At 54.1% G+C, this 19,089-nt stretch carries 17 protein-coding genes; 10 read left to right on the top strand and 7 right to left on the bottom strand.

Annotation, left to right across the window (positions count from 1 at the left end; translation table 11 throughout):
- The first annotated feature begins 146 nt into the window (after window positions 1-146).
- The 3 genes from ung (at window position 147) to L1I42_RS04125 (ending at window position 3,631) form a co-directional block, all read left to right on the top strand.
- Window positions 147-842 carry a uracil-DNA glycosylase gene (gene ung, locus L1I42_RS04135; RefSeq protein ID WP_236113226.1) on the top strand — a complete coding sequence of 232 codons (696 nt, stop codon included), beginning with the start codon at window positions 147-149 and terminating at the stop codon, window positions 840-842.
- A gap of 36 nt (window positions 843-878) precedes the next feature.
- Entirely contained in the window at window positions 879-2,159 is a 1,281-nt protein-coding gene (locus tag L1I42_RS04130; RefSeq protein ID WP_236113225.1) for an NAD(P)/FAD-dependent oxidoreductase, read from the top strand.
- A gap of 68 nt (window positions 2,160-2,227) precedes the next feature.
- The gene (locus tag L1I42_RS04125) at window positions 2,228-3,631 is read left to right on the top strand and encodes a serine hydrolase domain-containing protein (protein ID WP_236113224.1); all 1,404 of its coding nucleotides are present in this window, start codon (window positions 2,228-2,230) and stop codon (window positions 3,629-3,631) included.
- A gap of 9 nt (window positions 3,632-3,640) precedes the next feature.
- Here the strand turns inward: L1I42_RS04125 and pcp are convergent, their stop codons facing one another.
- The 3 genes from pcp to L1I42_RS04110 all read right to left on the bottom strand — a co-directional run bounded on the left by pcp (window position 3,641) and on the right by L1I42_RS04110 (window position 7,160).
- Complete coding sequence (pcp, locus tag L1I42_RS04120; protein ID WP_236113223.1) at window positions 3,641-4,291, bottom strand: pyroglutamyl-peptidase I; 651 nt, start codon at window positions 4,289-4,291, stop codon at window positions 3,641-3,643.
- Window positions 4,292-4,299: 8 nt separating this feature from the next.
- On the bottom strand, window positions 4,300-5,754 hold the full coding sequence (locus L1I42_RS04115; RefSeq protein WP_236113222.1) for an NAD-dependent succinate-semialdehyde dehydrogenase: 1,455 nt from the start codon (window positions 5,752-5,754) through the stop codon (window positions 4,300-4,302).
- Window positions 5,755-5,909: 155 nt separating this feature from the next.
- The gene (locus L1I42_RS04110) at window positions 5,910-7,160 is read right to left on the bottom strand and encodes a Mur ligase family protein (RefSeq protein WP_236113221.1); all 1,251 of its coding nucleotides are present in this window, start codon (window positions 7,158-7,160) and stop codon (window positions 5,910-5,912) included.
- Window positions 7,161-7,277: 117 nt separating this feature from the next.
- Between L1I42_RS04110 and L1I42_RS04105 the strand changes: the two genes are divergently transcribed.
- From L1I42_RS04105 to hemA, 4 genes are all read left to right on the top strand, one after another.
- On the top strand, window positions 7,278-7,739 hold the full coding sequence (locus tag L1I42_RS04105; protein ID WP_236113220.1) for a TspO/MBR family protein: 462 nt from the start codon (window positions 7,278-7,280) through the stop codon (window positions 7,737-7,739).
- Window positions 7,740-7,857: 118 nt separating this feature from the next.
- Complete coding sequence (locus tag L1I42_RS04100; protein ID WP_236113219.1) at window positions 7,858-8,391, top strand: DUF2975 domain-containing protein; 534 nt, start codon at window positions 7,858-7,860, stop codon at window positions 8,389-8,391.
- 8 nt (window positions 8,392-8,399) lie between these two features.
- The gene (locus L1I42_RS04095) at window positions 8,400-8,618 is read left to right on the top strand and encodes a helix-turn-helix domain-containing protein (protein ID WP_236113218.1); all 219 of its coding nucleotides are present in this window, start codon (window positions 8,400-8,402) and stop codon (window positions 8,616-8,618) included.
- A 225-nt stretch (window positions 8,619-8,843) separates the two neighbouring features.
- Window positions 8,844-10,124 (top strand): 5-aminolevulinate synthase, encoded by a 1,281-nt coding sequence (gene hemA / locus L1I42_RS04090; RefSeq protein WP_369413064.1) that lies wholly within the window; start codon window positions 8,844-8,846, stop codon window positions 10,122-10,124.
- A gap of 4 nt (window positions 10,125-10,128) precedes the next feature.
- On the opposite strand, the gene L1I42_RS04085 is transcribed toward hemA, so the two are convergent.
- Window positions 10,129-10,542, bottom strand: coding sequence for an ACT domain-containing protein (locus L1I42_RS04085; protein WP_236113217.1), 414 nt, complete (start codon window positions 10,540-10,542; stop codon window positions 10,129-10,131).
- A 153-nt stretch (window positions 10,543-10,695) separates the two neighbouring features.
- On the bottom strand, window positions 10,696-11,334 hold the full coding sequence (locus L1I42_RS04080) for a response regulator transcription factor (protein WP_236113216.1): 639 nt from the start codon (window positions 11,332-11,334) through the stop codon (window positions 10,696-10,698).
- Window positions 11,335-11,686: 352 nt separating this feature from the next.
- Between L1I42_RS04080 and L1I42_RS04075 the strand changes: the two genes are divergently transcribed.
- Together L1I42_RS04075 and L1I42_RS04070 are read left to right on the top strand one after the other, a co-directional pair.
- Window positions 11,687-13,285 (top strand): ATP-binding response regulator, encoded by a 1,599-nt coding sequence (locus tag L1I42_RS04075; protein WP_236113215.1) that lies wholly within the window; start codon window positions 11,687-11,689, stop codon window positions 13,283-13,285.
- A gap of 8 nt (window positions 13,286-13,293) precedes the next feature.
- Window positions 13,294-13,650: a DUF6713 family protein gene (locus L1I42_RS04070; protein ID WP_236113214.1), complete on the top strand. Its 357-nt coding sequence runs from the start codon at window positions 13,294-13,296 to the stop codon at window positions 13,648-13,650.
- Here L1I42_RS04070 and L1I42_RS04065 read toward each other — a convergent pair.
- A complete protein-coding gene (locus tag L1I42_RS04065; RefSeq protein ID WP_236113213.1) occupies window positions 13,647-14,306 on the bottom strand; it encodes a response regulator transcription factor in 660 nt (219 codons plus the stop codon). The genes L1I42_RS04070 and L1I42_RS04065 overlap by 4 nt on opposite strands.
- Before the next feature lie 111 nt (window positions 14,307-14,417).
- Window positions 14,418-14,849, bottom strand: coding sequence for a MerR family transcriptional regulator (locus L1I42_RS04060; RefSeq protein WP_236113212.1), 432 nt, complete (start codon window positions 14,847-14,849; stop codon window positions 14,418-14,420).
- A gap of 264 nt (window positions 14,850-15,113) precedes the next feature.
- Here L1I42_RS04060 and L1I42_RS04055 point away from each other — a divergent pair, with 264 nt between their 5' ends.
- Window positions 15,114-19,019 carry a peptidoglycan-binding protein gene (locus L1I42_RS04055; RefSeq protein ID WP_236113211.1) on the top strand — a complete coding sequence of 1,302 codons (3,906 nt, stop codon included), beginning with the start codon at window positions 15,114-15,116 and terminating at the stop codon, window positions 19,017-19,019.
- The last annotated feature ends 70 nt before the right edge of the window (window positions 19,020-19,089 follow it).

The raw sequence follows: 19,089 nt of genomic DNA, 5'->3' as shown, positions 1-19,089 counted from the left end.
ATTACCCGCGACTCCCAGAGCTTTGAACAAAGCTTTCGAACTGAAGTTGGCCAAACCGATGATTCGGTATGGTAGGCGCGTCGGCCATCTTGCTGTTGGTTGAAAAATCCTTAGTCTGCACTTGAGTAAAAAGTGCGAGGGAAATCATGGCCGACATTCAATTGGAAGAGAGCTGGAAAGCGGCGCTGGCGGATGAATTTACCAGTTCATATATGCAGCAATTGAAGCAGTTTCTGCTGGACCGCAAAGCGCAGAACGCTGTGATTTTTCCGGCCGGGTCGAACTATTTCCGCGCCCTTGATCTGACCCCGCTCGACAATGTCAAAGTCGTGATTTTGGGACAGGACCCCTATCACGGTCCCGGGCAGGCGCATGGGTTGAGCTTTAGCGTGCGCCCCGGCGTGCGGATTCCCCCGTCCCTCATCAATATCTACAAAGAAATCGAGCGCGATCTGGGCATCGCGCCGGCACGGCATGGTTTTTTAGAAGACTGGGCCAAACAGGGCGTATTGCTGCTCAACAGTGTGCTAACTGTGGAACAGGGCCAAGCTGGCGCCCATCAAGGCAAAGGCTGGGAGCAATTTACCGACGCGGTGATCCGGCAGGTGAATGAGCAGGACAAACCGAGCGTCTTTATGCTGTGGGGCAGCTATGCCCAGAAAAAAGCCAGCTTTATCGATCGCAATCGACATTTGGTGCTGAAAGCCCCGCACCCCTCGCCCCTCTCCGCGCATCGCGGTTTTTTGGGCTGTGGGCATTTTTCCAAAGCCAATGCGTTTTTGGCTGATCAGGGGAGTCAGCCCATCAATTGGCAACTTCCCGATCAGGTGGAAACGAGTTAGACTATTGGTCCAACCTTTTTTTGTTTTGAGACTCTGATGACTTATATCGACAGCTATTACAATGACACGCGCATAGAGATTGCGCCCTTCTCTGCCCTTGCCGAACATATCGAAGCTGATGTCTGCATTGTCGGCGCTGGCCTGGCAGGTCTGACAGCTGCACGTGAGTTGGCTGTGGCTGGCAGATCAGTCTGCGTGCTGGAAGCCGAGGAGGTGGGCTGGGGCGCTTCAGGTCGCAATGGCGGCTTTGTGTCGGATGGGTTTGCAGAAGGTATGCCGGCGCTCGAGAAAAAGCTGGGTAAAGACCACGCCAAACAATTGTTCCGCGTGTCGCAGGAAGGCACACAATATGTGAAGGACCGCATGGCGGGATTTGCGACGCCGCAGGTCCCCATGGGTCAAAACTGGATGGCAGTGGTGCGCCATGATGTGGGCGACGCCATGCTGCGCCATGCCGCGCAGATGAACGCTGAATATGGCGCGCAATATGAAGCCCGCAGCACGGCGGAAGTGCGGACATTGCTTAGGTCTGATACATACTATCAAGGGCTTGAAGATGGCAGCGCCATTCATATCCATCCGCTTAACTATGTGCTTGGGCTAGCGGACGATGCCCGTGCCCAGGGTGCGCAGATCTTTACCCATAGTCCAGCGGTCGATCTGCAAAAAATGCAAGCAGGATTTGAGCTGACCACAAAACAAGGCATGCGCGTTCATTGCGCCCAGGTGATTTTGTGCGGCTCCGCCTATTTGCATAATCTTTATCCCCGGATCGAAGGGGCCGTGCTGCCGGTGGCCACCTATGTGGTCACGTCCAAACCGATGGAAAACCTGCTGGCTGAGGCTATTCTTTATCGCGGCGCGATTTCCGATACCCGCCGTGCGGGGGATTATTATCGACTGGTGGATGAAGGCAAACGGCTTTTGTGGGGCGGGCGCATCACGACGCAAAAATCAGAACCCAAAAAGCTGGCCAATATGCTCAAAAATGACATCACGCGCATTTATCCACAATTAGATACCCTTGAAATCGATTATGCCTGGTCGGGTCTGATGGGCTATTGCGTGCATAAAATGCCGCTGTTGCGCGAGCTAGAGCCCGGAATCTGGACCGCCACTGCAACCGGTGGTCATGGGCTGAACACCACGGCAACCATAGGCAAGCTTGTAGCAGAAGCCGTAGCCGGACACTCGGATCGCTATAAGCTATTCGCCCCTTTCAAGGCCCGGTGGGGTGGCGGCATGCTTGGCCGGGCAGCGACGCAAATCGCCTATTGGGGCATGCAGTTACAGGATTGGCGGGAAGAGCGAGCATAAGTCACCTTGACCTTGCTTTCGGGAACAAAACCACCTTCAATGGCCAAAAAATTCTGGGAGGGATTTATATGCAGCGTGTGAAGTCTGCCCTTAAATGGGTCATCGCAGCGATTGTAATTATCGTGGTGGGGGCGATTGGTTTCTTACTTGTCGCGCCACCCGACTTGCTGCGTGTTGGAACAAACTACGCCGCGAAAATCGTTTGTTCCAACGTGTTTGTGGCAGACCGCGACCCCCAACAGGTTCTGCGCGAAGACGTTCAGGCCCCCGGACATCCGTTGCTCAAATATGTTCAAATTGACGTTGATCGAGACCGACAGCAGGTCACCGCCAGGCTGCTGGGCATTTTTGCGCCGGGCCAAGCGGTTTATCGCGCAGGATTGGGCTGTGCGTCCCTTCCTTCGGGGGACAAAACCCGGCTGGCGGATATCACCCTGAAACGGCCCGACTTTCAAAACTATGACGAAAATGCAATCTGGCCGATGGGCGATAAGGTCATTCAGTCAGACAATGCAGCACTTCAAATTATTCTAGATAATCCGACCTTGGTTGGCCCAAAGATGCGCGCCGTTGTGGTGGTCCACAAAGGGCGCATCGTTGCAGAACGGTATGGCAAAGGATTTGACGCCCAAACGCCGTTGGTGGGCTGGTCAATGACCAAAACCGTCAATGCTGCGCTCATTGGTGGTCTGTTAACCGAGGATTTCACCCTGAACAGCGCCGACTTATTGCCCGCTTGGCACAATGATCCGCGTGCCAATATCAGCCTGAAAATGCTGATGGCGATGGAGAGCGGCCTGGCTTGGAACGAGGATTATGGAGATGTGTCAGATGTGACGCGTATGCTGTATTTAACCGGCGACGCGGCCAAATTTGCGTCTGGTAAGGAATTGCAGGACGGACTTGGCAATGGCGAGTTTGAATATTCCTCAGGCACCAGTGTCATCTTATCACGGATTTGGCAAAATCAGCTGGGCACCAACTCCCTGTTTTGGCCGGATCGCGCCTTGTTCGGCCCCTTGAATATGCGCAGTGCTGTGTTTGAAACAGATGCCAGTGGCACCTTTATGGGGTCGTCCTATCTTTACGCCACCGCGCATGATTGGGCACGCTTTGGTCAGTTGCTGGCAGCGCGCGGCAAATGGCTGGGAAATGAAATTATCCCTGAAAGATTTTTTGACTTCATGGTCTCACCAACCCCGAAATCGGTCACACCTTGGGGAGAAAATGAATATGGCCAGGGTCAGCTCTGGCTGCATGGACCGCGCGGGGACACCCCAAATCAACTCAACCCGGACGCCGGCTATGATCTACCAAAGGATATGATCTGGATGCTGGGCCATGACGGACAATCTATTGCGATCAGTCCAGAGGCGCAATTGGTGGTGCTGCGCATGGGCCTCACCCCATCACGATGGAACTACAAGCCGCAACCTTTGGTGGCCGCGGTTCTCGAGGCGTTGTCGGACTAGGAATTGATTTTAATGTGTGCCGCCAGCGTGCCGTTTAAGATCGTCGCCTTTGTGGGCGGCGGCGGCAAATATCGCACGTTCCAGCGCCTCGATCATCTGCGCCAGAGGCAGATGTGGCAGGTCACCGGCCCCTTCCGGGGGGAGATTTTCTGTGGCCTGCGGCACATGGATAAAACCCGCCCGCATGCTGGGGCGGTGTTGGGCGCAATGGTGCATTAGGCCATACATCAAATGATTGCACACAAAGGTCCCCGCGCTGAATGAGATGCCGGCGGGCACCAAATGCGCCATTTCCTTCACCATCAAATTGATTGGCAGGGTGGAGAAGTAGGCATTGGGTCCGTTTTCGACCACCGGTTCGCCCATAGGTTGATTCCCCTGATTGTCGGCAATGCGATAATCATCAAAATTGATCGCCACCTTTTCGGGCGTAATGCCTTCGCGCCCGGCGGCCACGCCAAGCGCGACCACCATTTGCGGCTGATGCTCATCAATAAGCTGCTGCATGGCATTGATCGCGCCATAGCGCGCCACCGGCAAAATACCGCTGACAATCCGGTCGCTTTCGTGGGTTTCTCCGTCAAGCGCCCGCGCCAGTTGCTGCGCCGGATTGTGTTGTTCGCCCCCAAATGGTTCAAACCCGGTCAGCAATATTTTCATGATATGCCCTATTCGCTTAATCCACCCATAAGCACATATTTTAGCTCAAGATAGTCGTCGAGACCATAGTGGGAGCCCTCGCGGCCCAAGCCGGATTGTTTGATGCCGCCAAAGGGCGCTTCAACGGCTGAAGTGACGCCTTCATTGACGCCCACAATGCCGCATTCCAGCGCTTCGGCCACGCGCCAAACGCGCCCAATATCTTTGGAATAGAAATAGCCCGCCAGACCAAATTCGGAATCATTGGCTAGGGCAATGGCATCGGCTTCATCTTCAAATTTGATCACCGGGGCGACGGGGCCAAAAATCTCCTCGCGGAGCACCCGTGCATCACGGCTGACATCGCGCAAGATGGTCGGGTTATAGAATAGTTCGCCTTTATCACTTTTGCTGGCGCCAATGGTGGCGCTGGCGCCTTTATCGAGGGCGTCGCCCACAAGTTCTTCCACTTTCGCGACGGCGTCGGTGTTGATCAGCGGACCGAGCACCACGTCGTCTTCAAAAGCGTTACCGACCTTCAGCTCCGCTACTTTGGCGCTGAATTTTTCAACAAATTCATCGTAAATGCCGGCCTGCACATAGAGCCGGTTGGCGCAAACGCAGGTTTGGCCGGAATTGCGATATTTGGACATCAGCGCGCCGTCAACCGCCCGGTCCACATCCGCGTCATCAAACACAATAAAGGGTGCGTTGCCGCCCAGTTCCAGCGAAAGCTTTTTAATCGTGTCCGCGCCGTTGCGCATAATGATGCGGCCCACTTCAGTAGAGCCGGTAAAGGAAACTTTCGCCACATCCGCATGGGTGGTGAGCACCTCGCCTACCTCCTGCGCTTTGCTGGTGGTGACAATATTGATGACCCCTTTGGGGATCCCGGCTAATTCTGCCATATAGGCCAGTGCCAGCGCCGAGAGCGGCGTGTCCTCTGCCGGTTTGATCACAATCGGGCACCCAGCGGCCAATGCAGGTGCGGCCTTGCGCGAAATCATGGCATTTGGAAAGTTCCATGGCGTGATGGCCGCCACCACCCCCACCGGCTGCTTCATCACCAGAATGCGGGCATCACCTTTGTGGGTGGGCACAATATCGCCATATGCTCGGCGCGCCTCTTCGGCAAACCATTCAATATAGGCGGCCCCATATCGGATTTCGCCCAGTGCCTCAGCCAGTGGCTTGCCTTGCTCAGTGGACAGAAGTTCGGCCAGCGCCTGTTCATGTTCAATCACAATGTCGAACCAACGGCGCATGATCTGGCAGCGTTCCTTGGCAGTCTTGGCAGCCCAAGGCTTAAAAGCGGCCTTTGCGGCGGCAATCGCCTGTTGTGCATCTTGTGCAGAGCAATCACTGATGCTGGTGATCACCTCACCGGTGGCTGGATTGGTGATTTCGAAGCGATCGCCACCGCTGCCCTCAACCCATTCGCCATTGATAAATGCGTGCTGCTTTAAAACCGTTTTGATCGACATATTACCCCTGCTTATGCAAACTGTCACGGACTGCAATCCTTCTCATGAAACGGCAGGCTAGCGCCTCACTTTATCAGTGTCATTAATCAAATGGCCGTTTTATATGATCATTTTGAATATCTTGGTCACAAATATTGATGGTTTGGGTCGATTCATCAATAGGCGCGCAGTTTGGGACAGTAGGGGCAGCCCGTTTCCAGATCACAGGGCATGATTTGACAATCGATTGGAGCGTTGGCCATTTCCCAAAGACGCCACAATTTTGACCGTCGACCGGATTTCACGACAATCAACGCATCGGTTTGCTGTTCCAATCTATGGTGAACTTCAACAATATCGTTGCAGGGCACAATTTCACAATGATCAAATTCGTTCTGAAGTTTCTGGGCGGCCCGGAATGCGCCATCAACGCCGATAATCATGTCGCAGTGCGGGGCAACAGCGCGCATGATTTGTCGATAAGCGCGGGACCCTGTACTCCCCGTATCAGATACTTGGCCCAACACGAGGACAATTTTGCCGTTTTTGATTTGGATAAGGTCTGTCGCAAACAATTTTGTAGCCCAATATGGCGCTTTAAATGCATCCATCAAATAGGTCTGGCCAGAGGGCGATTGATGCACGCTCATATGATTCATCATCGGCTCGAGTTCGGCCAGTTTTCTTATCGCCGGCTCCAACGGCAAGCCTTTAGCGTGAATGGCTGCAAGGGCCGCCAATATGCTGGTCAACAGCAGACTACCTACAAATTTCGTCGCTACATCAAACTGCTTTTGGCCCACAAACAGCTTGAACTGCAGTCGAGATTGCCAATCGGCAGTGATAATCTTCGCGCGAATTTGAGCATCACTGTTCAGGCCATATGTGACGATGTTGCTTCGGCCTTTGCACCGCGCGGCCAAGCCAGCCAGATGTTCGTCATCTATGTTTAAACATGCGACGCCATCAACCTTTAGCGCGGAGATCAGCTTGGACTTTTCGTCCAAAATCGCCTGTTCAGTGCCAAATGCAGAAATATGATCGCCCCCGATGGTCGTGAGAATCGCGATATCTAATGGAATATCTTTAATGACATAGTCCAGATATCCGGGTTCGCCACCAGATATCTCTTGCACCCATGTTTGGTTTGGTCGTTCCAGCTTTCGCAAACCTCGATAGACCCAGCGTTTGGTGTTGTTGCCCAACCCCGAGTGAACATCCTCTTGATATGCTTCAGCCAACAATTCCGAAAGAAGTTTGGTGGTCGTGGATTTACCGCAACTGCCTGTAATGCCAATCGTATAGGGCTCAAGCCTTTCCAGTTTGCGCACTGCATTGGAGCGCTCATATCCACCCACCAGCCGGAAATAGTAGGGCTCGAGCCGTTCGGCCAGCTTCAAATTGAGTTTCTTTATCGAGATCGACATGGAACAGACCACCCGATGGAGAGTTCAGTAGTTGAACTAATTCGTTGGATATTTAACCTCAACGATTATGATCCAAAAGTAGATACCCATCGTTGATTAAATGAAAGTGAGTTCATTATGGCACGCAAAATACTGATTTGGGTGATTTTTTATCTTGGCACAATTGTCGCCGCCAGCAGCGCGGCGCTTTGGGAAATTCAATCCTACTATTTTGCGCTGGAGCAGCCCTTTTTTGCGCCACCGGCTTGGCTTTTTGGCCCGGTCTGGACCATTCTTTATATTTTTGTCGCCACCATCGGCTATCGCATTGTGATGTTGCCGCAAAGCGACATCAAACCGGTTCTGATCGCTCTGTGGACTTTGCAATTTGCTCTGAACACCATTTGGACACCCAGTTTCTTCGGCGCGCAGAATCTCGGCATCGCGCTCATCTATATCGGTGCGCTCGATATTGTGGTGCTGATCAGTATGGCCTTGCTGTGGACGCGGGATCGCATCAGCTTCTGGCTGGCCCTGCCCTATATGGCCTGGATCGGCTTTGCCACCGCATTAAATGCGGGCTTCTTCCTCCTCAATTAGTCAACGTTCCTCCTCACCTCCGGCCCGCCATCATGGCGGGCCTTTTTTTGCCCTACCATCAATTGACTTTCATTAATTAAAGTAATACTTGAATTTACGTACTTTAAGGAGTGTTTTCATGTCCCCCAAAGCCGTCTCGCGACTGGCGCGTATTTTATCGGTCCTCTTGTCGATTGCGATTTATGTCATCCCCATCATGATCGCGCTGTTGGTTCTGTTTGGCGATACACTCAAATTGGCCTTGCTGGGCAATCAGGTGCTTGACGTTCAAGCCGATGAATTTACACCGGCCATACGTATCGTGCTGGGCGTGTTTGCTGCGGGTTATCTGGTGCCGCTATTGGTTGGCTTTGCCGGTTTGCGCCAAACCTTTAGAGAAGCCGCCGCCGCCCGCTGGTTATCCGAGGCTTCGGTGACCGGTTTCCGCCGCTTTGCCTGGGCCAATCTGGCCGTGGTCTGCTATGAGATTTTCGGCGGCGTGTTTCTGGTCACCTATGTTAAATTGCAGCAAGTTCCCAACCAGATCTCTATCATCTTTCAGGTGACGTTTGACACCTATTCCACCCTGTTTATTGCGCTGGCTATGCTTGTTGTGGCACACATCTTCGCTGTGGGTCAGGCGGCGCACGAAGAGAATCAAGGGTTTGTATAGGCGGATTTATGCCCATAATTGTCAATTTGGATGTGATGTTGGCCAAGCGCAAGATGCGCCTGAAAACCCTTGCCGACCGGGTGAAACTGAGCGAGCAGAATCTGTCGATGATCAAGACCGGTAAAGCCAAGGGCATGCGCTTTGAAACCCTTTCTAAGATTTGTGATGTTTTAGAGTGTCAGCCTGGCGATTTGCTTGAATATGTGCCGGAAACCGACGAAGAATAGAGTCGCTTCTCACATGGATTTGAACGGCAAGCTGCCGGAATTTCAAGGTATTTAACCAAAATCAATTGCAATCGTTAATAGGTTCGCGTTATTGCATATATGGTCGCGAAAAAATATCTCATCAATTGACCTGCGTCATGTTGCCGGATCGCTTGCGTGGTATTTTGCGACTAAGTTGGCCTTATGGTTATGGCCAACACGGGCATGAAATAAGGGGACGAGTTGATGGATTATCGCGGACTTTTTGAAGACGCCATCGACACACTACGTCGTGAAAAACGCTATCGTGTATTTGCTGATCTGGAACGGGTTGCGGGCAAGTTTCCACGCGCCGTGTTCCGGGACGCTGCGGATAATGCGCGGGAAATCACGATCTGGTGCTCCAATGATTATTTGGGCATGGGCCAGAATGAAAAAGTGATCACCGCCATGCAGGAAACAGCTGGCAAGCTGGGCGCTGGCGCTGGCGGCACCCGCAATATTTCCGGCACGAACCGCCCACTGGTTGAGCTTGAGCGCTCGCTCGCCGACCTGCACAAAAAAGAAGCGGCTTTGGTGTTCACCTCTGGCTTTGTGTCCAACGAGGCGGCAATTTCAACAATTGCGCGGCTGATCCCCAATTGCCTGGTGCTGTCTGACCAATTGAACCATGCTTCCATGATTGCGGGTGTGCGCCAGTCTGGCATGGAAAAGAAGATTTTCCGCCACAATGATATGGCGCATTTGCGCGAATTGTTGGAAGCGGCGGGCAAAGATCGTCCGAAATTGATTGTGTTCGAATCAGTATATTCTATGGATGGCGATGTGGCGCCGATCAAAGAAATCGCCGATCTGGCCGAAGAGTTTAACGCCCTCACCTATATTGATGAAGTGCATGCGGTGGGCATGTATGGCCCCCGCGGCGCTGGCATTTGTGAGCGCGAAGGGCTGATGGATCGCATCGATATTATTGAAGGCACCATGGCGAAAGCCTTTGGCGTGATGGGCGGCTATATCACCGCCAGCCAGCCGATTGTGGATGCGGTGCGCTCCTATGCCTCTGAGTTTATTTTCACCACCGCTTTGCCACCAGCATTGTGCGCCGCGGCCCGTGCGTCCATCGATCATTTGAAGCAATCAAATGTGGAACGTGAAGGCCAGCAGCGCCAGGCCCAACGGACGAAAGAGATTTTGACCGAAGCCGGCCTGCCCGTGATGCCGACAGAAACCCATATTGTGCCGCTGATTGTGGGCGAAGCCCGGGGCTGCAAAGCCGCCAGCGATATGCTGCTGGAAAAGCACAATATCTATATTCAGCCGATCAACTACCCCACTGTGCCGAAAGACACAGAGCGGCTGCGGATCACCCCAACACCATTGCACAATGATGAGATGATCTTTGAATTGCGCGATGCTCTGTTGCAAGTGTGGGATGTGCTGGGCTTACCCAAGAATATCGATACATCGCAGCTCACTGCCCAAGCGCTCAATTCAGGTGATCTGGTGCTGCCAACGATTGGGGGCTAAGCCTCTACTCCCGCGCGGACGCGCTTAGCGCTTTTAACACAGACATGGTTTGTGCCGTTTTCTCAACCGGCACAAACAAATGGTCATGGTAAAATGCCGAGACCACATTTGAGCTGATCCCATTCAGGGTGAGCGCCGATGAAATGGCGTCCAAAAATCCCACAGCTTCTAAAGCCGAGTGAATTTGCAGCGTGATGCGCTGGCAGCGAAAGGTTGCGTCATAGCCTTCTGCATCAGCTTCTTTGAGGATGTAGGTTGCCCCCTCCTCCTCATCAAAGCGCATCAACGCCTTTTCCTCCAGCGCATGATCCCGCGCCGTAAGGGTTAGGAACACCCAAATTTGCTCATCCAATTGCGGCGTCATCTCCGCCAGCAACGTGTTTAGATCTGTTTCACCTTTAGGAGAAGGGTCGGACATAATACCTTCGCTTTCGATTGGGTCAGGTCGTCCTGAAAGAAGTTCAGAAGTGGGCCGTCCCACAAACCGAACTTAAAAACACAAATTTCAAAGCGCAAGAAAAAAGGCGACCCGATCAAGGGCCGCCAGTTAACCTCACTTGAGGGGGGACGTTCAGCTTGTCAGAACGATACGCACCAAATCGGCTGTGTTGCGGGCGCCGAGTTTTTCCATCACCCGGGCGCGATGCACTTCGATGGTCCGGGGGGAGATGCCAAGTTCGCGGCCAGCCTCTTTGTTGGATTGGCCGTTGGTGATCAATTGCAGCACCTCGCGTTCCCGCGGGGTGAGTTGGCTAAAGCCGCGCACTTCGACGGGGCGATGGGAGCCGGATTGTACCGCGCCGATATGCACATGACGCTGCAGCGCCTGGCGCACGGACCGCACCAGATGTTCGGTATCGATCGGTTTGGTGATCACATCCGCCGCGCCCACTTTCATGGCATCCACGGCCCCACCGATATTTTGCGACTCGGTAAGCATAAATATGGGGGCGCCGGTGCGCATATTTTTAAATCGCGCCACGGTGGGCAAGCTGTCTTCTTCGCCCACACGCATATTGATAATCACCACATCGGGTATTTTGCGCTCGATAGAGCCTAGAAACTCGGCAATGGAGGTGGCGGCGCTGGTCTGAAAGCCTTCCAAGCGGAACAGCACGCCTAGGGCTTCACAGGTGGCCGGGTCCGCGTCAACTATTTTGACCAGCAGGTCGCGGTTTAAGGCATTGGGATAATAGATGTTATTGGTCATCATCCCGATCCTTTAGGAAAAAAAGCTTGTAACGGCGGAAGTGTAATGATCACCATCATGTTCTGCCCCAAATTGGAATTAAGTATGAATTCAATGCTTTAAAATACGCAGCATTGCACTATTCGTAATTATGCTTGGTCGTAAACGCTTGCCTAGTCCGGTCAAGTCCTTAGGTAAATTATCATAGATATTATTCCTAAATGTGTGACTTATTTCCTTTATAGGTTTATTTTCCTATTTCTCGTATCACAACTCTTGGTTGTGTGCAAGCGCATCGAGAACAACCTGTTGCATGGCGCTTTGCCCTTCAGGGCGAATTGGCTATAACAGGCAAAACAGCTTGGGAGCGGGCATGGCCGACAGCAAGAATCACAAATGTGACGAATCCGCTTTGCGGTTGGCAGTGGAGCATTTGGGCCAGGGTATTGCTGTGTTTAATCAAGACCGCCTGCTCGACATGTCAAACGATCAATTTCAAACCATTCTGGATTTGCCCGGCTCGCTATGTGTGGGTGGCACCTCGTTGGCCGATGTTGTGCGGCATTTGGCCGAGCGCGGCGATTATGGCGAGGGCGACGTGGCCGAATTGGCTCAAGCCCGGTTGGATGAAATTGAGCGAAATTCTTCCGGCCATTTGGAGCGGTCCGGGCCGAATGGCCAATATCTCGAGGTACGCACGCATCGCCTGCCCAATGAGGGGCTAGTGATCAGCTACACCGATATTTCCGCCCGCGTTGCGGCGGAGCGCGAATTGGCGCAGGTCAATCAATCGTTGGAAAAGCGGGTGCAGGAGCGCACCAAGGCCCTCACACACTTGAACACCGAGCTGGAACGCGCCCGCGCCAAAGCCGATGCGGCCAATCTGGACAAGACCCGCTTTCTGGCCGCCGCCAGCCATGATTTGCTACAGCCGTTGAACGCGGCGCGGCTTTACACCTCCACCATGGTGGAACGGGCCCATGGCACCGACCTGGCGCGCCTTGCCGCAAATGTGGATGATGCGCTGGTTGCGGTGGAAGACATCATGTCAGCGCTGCTCGATATTTCCCGCGTCGACAGCGGCGCTTTAAAGCCGTCCATTTCTGCTTTCTCTATTCGTGAATTGCTGAAGAAGGTTAAGGTGGAGTTTGAACCGGCGGCGACCGCCAAAGACATCAATTTGCGATTGGTGGGTGCCGACGCCATGGTGAGCACAGACCGGCGCATGGTGGCGCGCGTGCTGCAAAATCTGGTCTCCAACGCGATCAAATATACTGCGAAGGGCGGCGCGGTGCTGGTGGGATGCCGCAAACGCGGCAACCGCATCCGGCTGGATGTGATTGATAATGGCATCGGCATCGATAAAGACCAGCATTCTCTAATATTTACCGAGTTTTCTCGGCTGGAGCCGGGCGCCCGCATTGCCCAAGGGCTGGGCCTAGGCTTGTCGATTGTGCAACGCTTCGGCCAGGCGCTTAATTTGGACGTCGAACTGGACAGCGTGCCCGGGCGCGGTTCGCGCTTTTCGATCTATTTGCCGCCTGCCGCCGACGCACCGCCACCCCCACCCGCCAAGGCCGCGACCCCGCCGCAACATGGCGGCTCCATGCAGGGCAAACAGATTTTGTGTGTGGATAATGAGCCAGACATTCTAGAAGCCATGAAGGCGCTGCTGGACGGTTGGGGATGCGATGTGCGTGTGGCACGATCGCTCAAGCAGATATCGCAACTCGATCTGTTGGAAGGCTGGGTGCCCGATATTGTGTTGATGGATTATCATTTGGATCAATCCTCAGGGCTGGACGCCATCCAATGGCTGCGCCAGACCGTGGGGGGCCATTTGCCCGCCATTCTGATCACGGCGGACCGCAGCGCACAGGTGCAAAATCTAGCGGAAGAACGCAATGTCTCGCTGCTGCCCAAACCGCTTAAACCCGCAGCCCTGCGCGCCCTGATGTCGCGATTGGATTAGGATTGGCCATGGCTGATTGGATTTTTCTCATCTGCTATGCGTTGATCATTGGACATGAGCTCGACGCGATCAAGCAAAAGGAATGGCGGATTTTCCCCGGCACCAATCTGCTGCCCGACCAGCTCGGCTTTCAGGTTTTTACGGTCCTGCATGTGCCGCTCTTTGTGGTGTTGAACTGGCTGTTTTTCCTCACCAATGCACAGATGATGGCCACGGCCAAGTTCTGGTTCGCCCTGTTCGCCATCGCCCATATCGGCGCCCACTGGCTCTGCCGCAACCACAAAGAATATCGGTTTAACACCCCCTTGTCCCAGTTTCTGATCTGGGCACCAGGCGTGTTTGGCGCGCTTTATTTGGTGATTTAGGCCCCGGCAACCGCTTCGATTTGTCCCTGCTCCAGCTTGGAGGCCACGATCACGGCTTGGGTGCGGCTGTCGACATTCAGCTTTTGCAAGATGGCGGAGACGTGCGCCTTCACGGTGGCCTCGGAAACGCTCAGCTCATAAGCGATCTGTTTATTCATCAACCCGTCTGAAAGCATCATAAGCACGCGCACTTGCTGTGGCGTCAGGGTGGACAGGCGTTTGGTGTATTCCGCGATTTCAGCTTGCGCGTCATCAAAGGTGAAGCCATCTGGCACCCAGATGCCGCCGTCCAGAACGGTTTTCATGGAGGTTTGGATGGCATCAGCATTGGTGGATTTCGGCAAAAAGCCGGAAGCACCGAGATCGATGGAGCGCGACATGGTTTGCTGGTCATCGCTGGCGGAAACAATCATCACCGGAATATCGGGATATTGTGCCCGCACCAGCAACAGGCCGGAAAAGCCGCGCACGCCGGGCATCGCTAGATCAAGCAACACCAGATCGCAATCGCGATTTTGTTCCAGAAGCCCGGTCAGGGCTTCAATATCGCCAGCTTCTTCAATGGATGCGTCGCCGAATTGGGTTTCGATGGTTTGCCGCAATGCTGCGCGAAACAGCGGATGGTCGTCGGCGATGATAATGCGCATTTGTGCCATTTATTTATCCGGTTGGTCCCGATTATTTTGGTTTAGCTGACAATTACCCGGCAAACAAGTCGCCTTTTGCCCAGCTTGTCATGCATCCGTCACAAAAATCTTAAAGCCGGGTCAGTCGTCTGTCAGCCCACCATCCACCATGCCGGCGATAATCTGCTCCACCCGCTCAAGCTCCGCCAGGCTCATTTCAATGGATTCCCGGCGCTGTTTCAGCAACAGCCGCTGCGAGCGGATTTTATTGAGCGCCTCGCGCATCTGCCGATCATTGCCGTCGCGCAATTCATAGCTTTCCAGGAAATCCTGAATTTCGCGAATGGTCATGCCGATCTGCTTGCCATTCAAAATCAGGCGCAGCTTGGTGCGATCTTTTTTGGAATAGAGGCGCTTTTGGCCCACCCGCTTGGGCTTGAGCATGCCCTTATCTTCATAAAAGCGCAGGGCACGGTGGGTGATGCCGAAGAAGTCCGCCAAATCGCCGATGGTATAGACATATCCGGCTAGATTTTGTGTTTCGTTCATATCATCGCGGGTCGAGTTCGACATGGTCATGGCCTGTTTGATTGTCTTAGCCCGATTCCGGCCAAATGGGGTCTGTTGCCTTTATGGCATGACTGCAAAATCTTAACAAACACTTGTTGCGAGATGCCTTGAAAGTCAAAAAAATCTACCAAAAATGAGCGAATTTTCTCAATTTGCGGCGATTTTTGACCCAAATTAACAGCTTCTTTACCAAGACTGTTAAATGGTATGGGCGTTCGAGAACTCAAACATGCGTGTTGATTTGCCTGCACGCGACATGGATAGAAAATGCCAAACCGCCGGTTCCCTACGCAAACATACTCTTCCGATCAGCAAGCGCCTTCGCGTAACGCGGAGTGGGATGCGCTGAAGGGTGAGCTCGAAGGTTTGCTGGATCACGTGCATGGACAAATCGCCGAATATGAGCATAAGCAGCAACGCGAGGTGCGCGAGGACCATCTCGAACCTGTGCGCCGCTACGGCACCGACGACGGGGCGCAGCATTTCATGCAACAGGCCCCCTCACCCCAAGAGATGAACGATCAGGATTTGCGCCGACAAGACGCGTTGCGGCAGGTGCAATCTGCCGTGGCCCGCATGGACCGCAAGCAGAACATGCAGCCCGCCAGCATGCGACATGATGACGGCGAAAGTGGCAATGCGCGACTGGACCGTGCCGTGGCACAAATTCGGGCGCGGCAAGATCAAATTCGTCCGAATATTCGGCGGCAAGACAATGAACCAAGGCTAAATGGTCCCGCCCCGCAGCAAAAAGAACGAGAGTTGGCACCGATCGATCCACCTGCTTATGTGCATGAAATTATGCAAGGCATGGAGGGTTTGCACCGCAGCGTGCGCGATCTGGCCAATCAGAGCTTGAAACAGGACCCGCAGCACTATAGTGCCAATTTCAACCAAATTGAGAAGCGCATCAGTGCTTTGGGTGACCTTATCCAACGGCACAGTGACCCGGCGCTCGACGATGTGGGCGCGCGGTTGGATGACCTGATGAATTCCACCCAGCGTCTGGCTGAAATCCAGATCAAGCAGCTGGCCCAACTCGAGGAATTTCGCGAAAATAGCCAGTCCCCAGCGATTAATATCGAGGGGCTGGAAAATGGCATTCATAATCTTTATGAGCGGCTGGATGCGCTGGAGCGCACCGCTGGGGCGCCCCCCAAAGAGCTCGACACCATCGCTCGATCTGTTGCGGGCATCGCCAGCGCGGTTGGGCATTTGCAAGATGAATCCATGGCGCAAAAATTGCCGGAAATTTATGCCCAGTTGCAGGAAATCGGCGAGCGGATCTCAACGTTGGATGATAAACACTCCACGCGCGTGACCGACCATATTCGCCGCGAGATGCAAGGTGTGCGCTCTGAGGTGACCGGGGCGCTTGAACCGCGTTTCGACTCTATTGAGGCCCGGCTTGAAGGTTTGCAGGAAAATTTAATCCAACCGACATTGGAAGTTGCCCAGCCGGATTTAAGCGAACTGCACGCTATTGAGCAGCGTTTAAACGACGCCATTTCCAGTTTGGATTCGGTGCGTGATGCTTCAACAGCATCACTGACGCCGCAAAACAATGAAGACGTTTTGAGCGCGCTTACATCTATGGAAGATCGGCTCAATGCCGCCATCGATTCCATTGATCGGGCACAGCAGGACCGCAGTGCCCCCGCAGATAATTTCTATCGCAGCTTGAAAGGCATGGAAGACCGGATCATTGACGCTATCCAGTCCTTGCAAGGCGCACACGAACCACCGCAAACTCAAGACGCACCGGCAATTGATCTTGAGGGCTTGAAGGCAATTGAGGCTGGATTGACCGCGCAGCTTGAGGCGCTTGATGCCAAATTGCAAACGATGTCCGCTCCGGCAGCAAAGCCAGCTCACGCCGAGGCCTTAGCCGAACTTCCATCTAATGATCCAGCCTGTCAACTTGCCGCCTGGGACGCAGCGGCCGAAGCCGATGCGCCAGCGCCGCACGCGGCCAACATCGAGCCATCGCACAACGAGACGGCTGTCGCCCCCTCATTTGAAGAGGCCATAGGCAGCGCGCCGACAGATGAAGATCAAGGTTCTGATGCGCCCGTTGGGCTGGGATTTGCGGACATCGCCGCAGATGAGGAGACCCACGACACGGCAGAGCGGTCTGACGGGTACACTGAAGCCAGCGCAGCTGAGTTGACTTCTCCAGAGACAGCTGCGCCACATTATGAGCCGCCCGTGTTAAAGGATCAGGACACACATGTTCCGACACCTGCCGATGCACCCGTGGAAGATACACCGGCAACGTCGGCGCAGGAAGATGTCCCCCGTCCCCGTTCGGCTTTCGATACGGAGACAACCGGTTACGATGATGGCCCCCGCTCTTTGAGTGATCTTTATGATGGGAACGCACCTGCACCTTCTGCTTCAGATACGGCAAACTCGGCGTCGTTCGGCAGTGAAGGCATGGCTTCTCAGCCCCATTCATCGACTGCTGCTGACAGGCCAGAAGGTCAAGCTCAGGATGACACTCTTCACCAAGCCCGACAAAGCTTTATTGCGGCCGCGCGCAGCGCTGCTGTGGCGAAAAACGATCCACAGGAACAAGCCACTAGTCTGCTGGGGCGCGCGTTTGCTCGCATTAAGGCCGGTAAAGACGAAAAAGAAACATCGCAATCTGCAGAACCAACAATTGAACGTCCGGCAGCGGCCCCTCTAAACGGCAGCAAAAACCATCTGCACGAGGCCAGTGAAAATCTTCAAGACGATGTTGAGGAAATGGAAGTTGCCGCCGAGCAGCGCCGTAAGCGCTTCATGATGCCGTTCACCGGCAAGAAGAAAGATGAAGAAGCGGCACCGGCACCAGAGGCAGAAAAAATCGAGCGCCCCAAGAGTGCTTTTGACGATGAACATCAAATCTCACTGGACGGTCACCCAGACCATCGTGACGCGCTTGATGAGACGGCACCGGATGAGGAAGAGGCGCAAGAAAGCTTTCTGAGCCGTCACCGGCAGCCGATCTTGCTGGGCGCATCAATCGTGGCGATCATTGCCATGACGGTCAATCTGATCAACCAAAATTCAAGCGACAAGAATGCGGCGACCACTGGTGCGGCCCCGTCCATCTCCGAACCGGCCGACGCAGATGTGTCAGCGCTTGGCGACGCATCTGCCCCACGCCAAATTGATATGACACAATCGCCGGCAATCGAAATTGGCGAGTTGGCTGCCCTCACAGACCAGAACACCTTGGCCGATCAGGATGTAGGCTTGGTCCCGCCGCATGCGGACGGCGTGGACAGCGATTTGACCACAGCATCTATCTCCCCCGAGCCCATTAAAACTGAACAAGAGGAACTTGTTCCCGAAGTTGGCCCCGAGGGATTGCGCATGGCTGCTGCAGGCGGTGATGTGCGGGCCCAGTTTGAAATGGGGGCCATCCTGATGGAAGGTCAAGTTGTTCCCAAGGATTCTCAAGCCGCCAGCAAATGGTTTGAACAGGCCGCTGCAGCCGGTTATGCCCCGGCACAATATCGCTTGGCCGCCGCTTTTGAACACGGTATTGGCGTCAAACAGAATATCGATCAAGCCAAAGAATGGTACAAACGGGCCGCCGAAAACGGCAATCGGATGGCTATGCACAATTTGGCCGCGCTGTTTGCATCCGCAGACGCAAATCAGCAGGATTTCTCCAAAGCCAGCGTCTGGTTTGAGCGCGCGGCCAATCAGGGCGTTGTTGACAGCCAGTTTAATCTGGGCATGCTTTATGCCCGCGGCCTCGGCGTCGAACAGGATTTGGGCAAATCCTATTTCTGGTTTGCGCTGGCAGCTCTGCAGGGCGATCAGGACGCGAAGGGGGCACGGGATGATGTGGCCCGCTCTATTGACGCGGCGCAGATGCAGGACCTGAAGGATCGCGTGGCCAATTGGCAGCCTGAAAAGGTCGCGTTGGGGGCAAATTATGCGCCAATCGGCACTTGGGATCCGGCGTTTGATCCCGGCCCGGCTATTGAGAAAAAAGAAGTGGTTTTGGGCGTGCAAACCGCATTGCTGAAACTCGGCTTTTCTGTTGGTCAACCGGACGGGATGATGGGCCCGAAAACCGAAGACGCAATCCGCGGATTTGAACGGGCGCTGGGCATGAATGAAAGCGGCGCAATCAATCCACGTCTGATGGCCATTTTGAGCAGCCAGCCCATTTAATCTTGCGCCGAATGGCATGTGATTTAAAAATTCGAACCAAATCTTGGTTCAGCCCAATTGACAGGCTGAC

The sequence above is a fragment of the Maritalea mediterranea genome, assembly GCF_021568695.1.
Classification (GTDB): domain Bacteria; phylum Pseudomonadota; class Alphaproteobacteria; order Rhizobiales; family Devosiaceae; genus Maritalea; species Maritalea mediterranea.
The sequence above is the reverse complement of the archived record's forward strand: the minus strand, read 5'-3'. Positions and strand labels throughout refer to the sequence as shown.

What these genes read in the sequence shown, in the direction of transcription:
- ung (WP_236113226.1), top strand. Translation starts at nt 147, where the DNA reads ATGGCCGACATTCAATTGGAAGAGAGCTGGAAAGCGGCGCTGGCGGAT.
- L1I42_RS04130 (WP_236113225.1), top strand. Translation starts at nt 879, where the DNA reads ATGACTTATATCGACAGCTATTACAATGACACGCGCATAGAGATTGCG.
- L1I42_RS04125 (WP_236113224.1), top strand. Translation starts at nt 2,228, where the DNA reads ATGCAGCGTGTGAAGTCTGCCCTTAAATGGGTCATCGCAGCGATTGTA.
- pcp (WP_236113223.1), bottom strand. Translation starts at nt 4,291, where the DNA reads ATGAAAATATTGCTGACCGGGTTTGAACCATTTGGGGGCGAACAACAC.
- L1I42_RS04115 (WP_236113222.1), bottom strand. Translation starts at nt 5,754, where the DNA reads ATGTCGATCAAAACGGTTTTAAAGCAGCACGCATTTATCAATGGCGAA.
- L1I42_RS04110 (WP_236113221.1), bottom strand. Translation starts at nt 7,160, where the DNA reads ATGTCGATCTCGATAAAGAAACTCAATTTGAAGCTGGCCGAACGGCTC.
- L1I42_RS04105 (WP_236113220.1), top strand. Translation starts at nt 7,278, where the DNA reads ATGGCACGCAAAATACTGATTTGGGTGATTTTTTATCTTGGCACAATT.
- L1I42_RS04100 (WP_236113219.1), top strand. Translation starts at nt 7,858, where the DNA reads ATGTCCCCCAAAGCCGTCTCGCGACTGGCGCGTATTTTATCGGTCCTC.
- L1I42_RS04095 (WP_236113218.1), top strand. Translation starts at nt 8,400, where the DNA reads ATGCCCATAATTGTCAATTTGGATGTGATGTTGGCCAAGCGCAAGATG.
- hemA (WP_369413064.1), top strand. Translation starts at nt 8,844, where the DNA reads ATGGATTATCGCGGACTTTTTGAAGACGCCATCGACACACTACGTCGT.
- L1I42_RS04085 (WP_236113217.1), bottom strand. Translation starts at nt 10,542, where the DNA reads ATGTCCGACCCTTCTCCTAAAGGTGAAACAGATCTAAACACGTTGCTG.
- L1I42_RS04080 (WP_236113216.1), bottom strand. Translation starts at nt 11,334, where the DNA reads ATGACCAATAACATCTATTATCCCAATGCCTTAAACCGCGACCTGCTG.
- L1I42_RS04075 (WP_236113215.1), top strand. Translation starts at nt 11,687, where the DNA reads ATGGCCGACAGCAAGAATCACAAATGTGACGAATCCGCTTTGCGGTTG.
- L1I42_RS04070 (WP_236113214.1), top strand. Translation starts at nt 13,294, where the DNA reads ATGGCTGATTGGATTTTTCTCATCTGCTATGCGTTGATCATTGGACAT.
- L1I42_RS04065 (WP_236113213.1), bottom strand. Translation starts at nt 14,306, where the DNA reads ATGGCACAAATGCGCATTATCATCGCCGACGACCATCCGCTGTTTCGC.
- L1I42_RS04060 (WP_236113212.1), bottom strand. Translation starts at nt 14,849, where the DNA reads ATGTCGAACTCGACCCGCGATGATATGAACGAAACACAAAATCTAGCC.
- L1I42_RS04055 (WP_236113211.1), top strand. Translation starts at nt 15,114, where the DNA reads ATGCCAAACCGCCGGTTCCCTACGCAAACATACTCTTCCGATCAGCAA.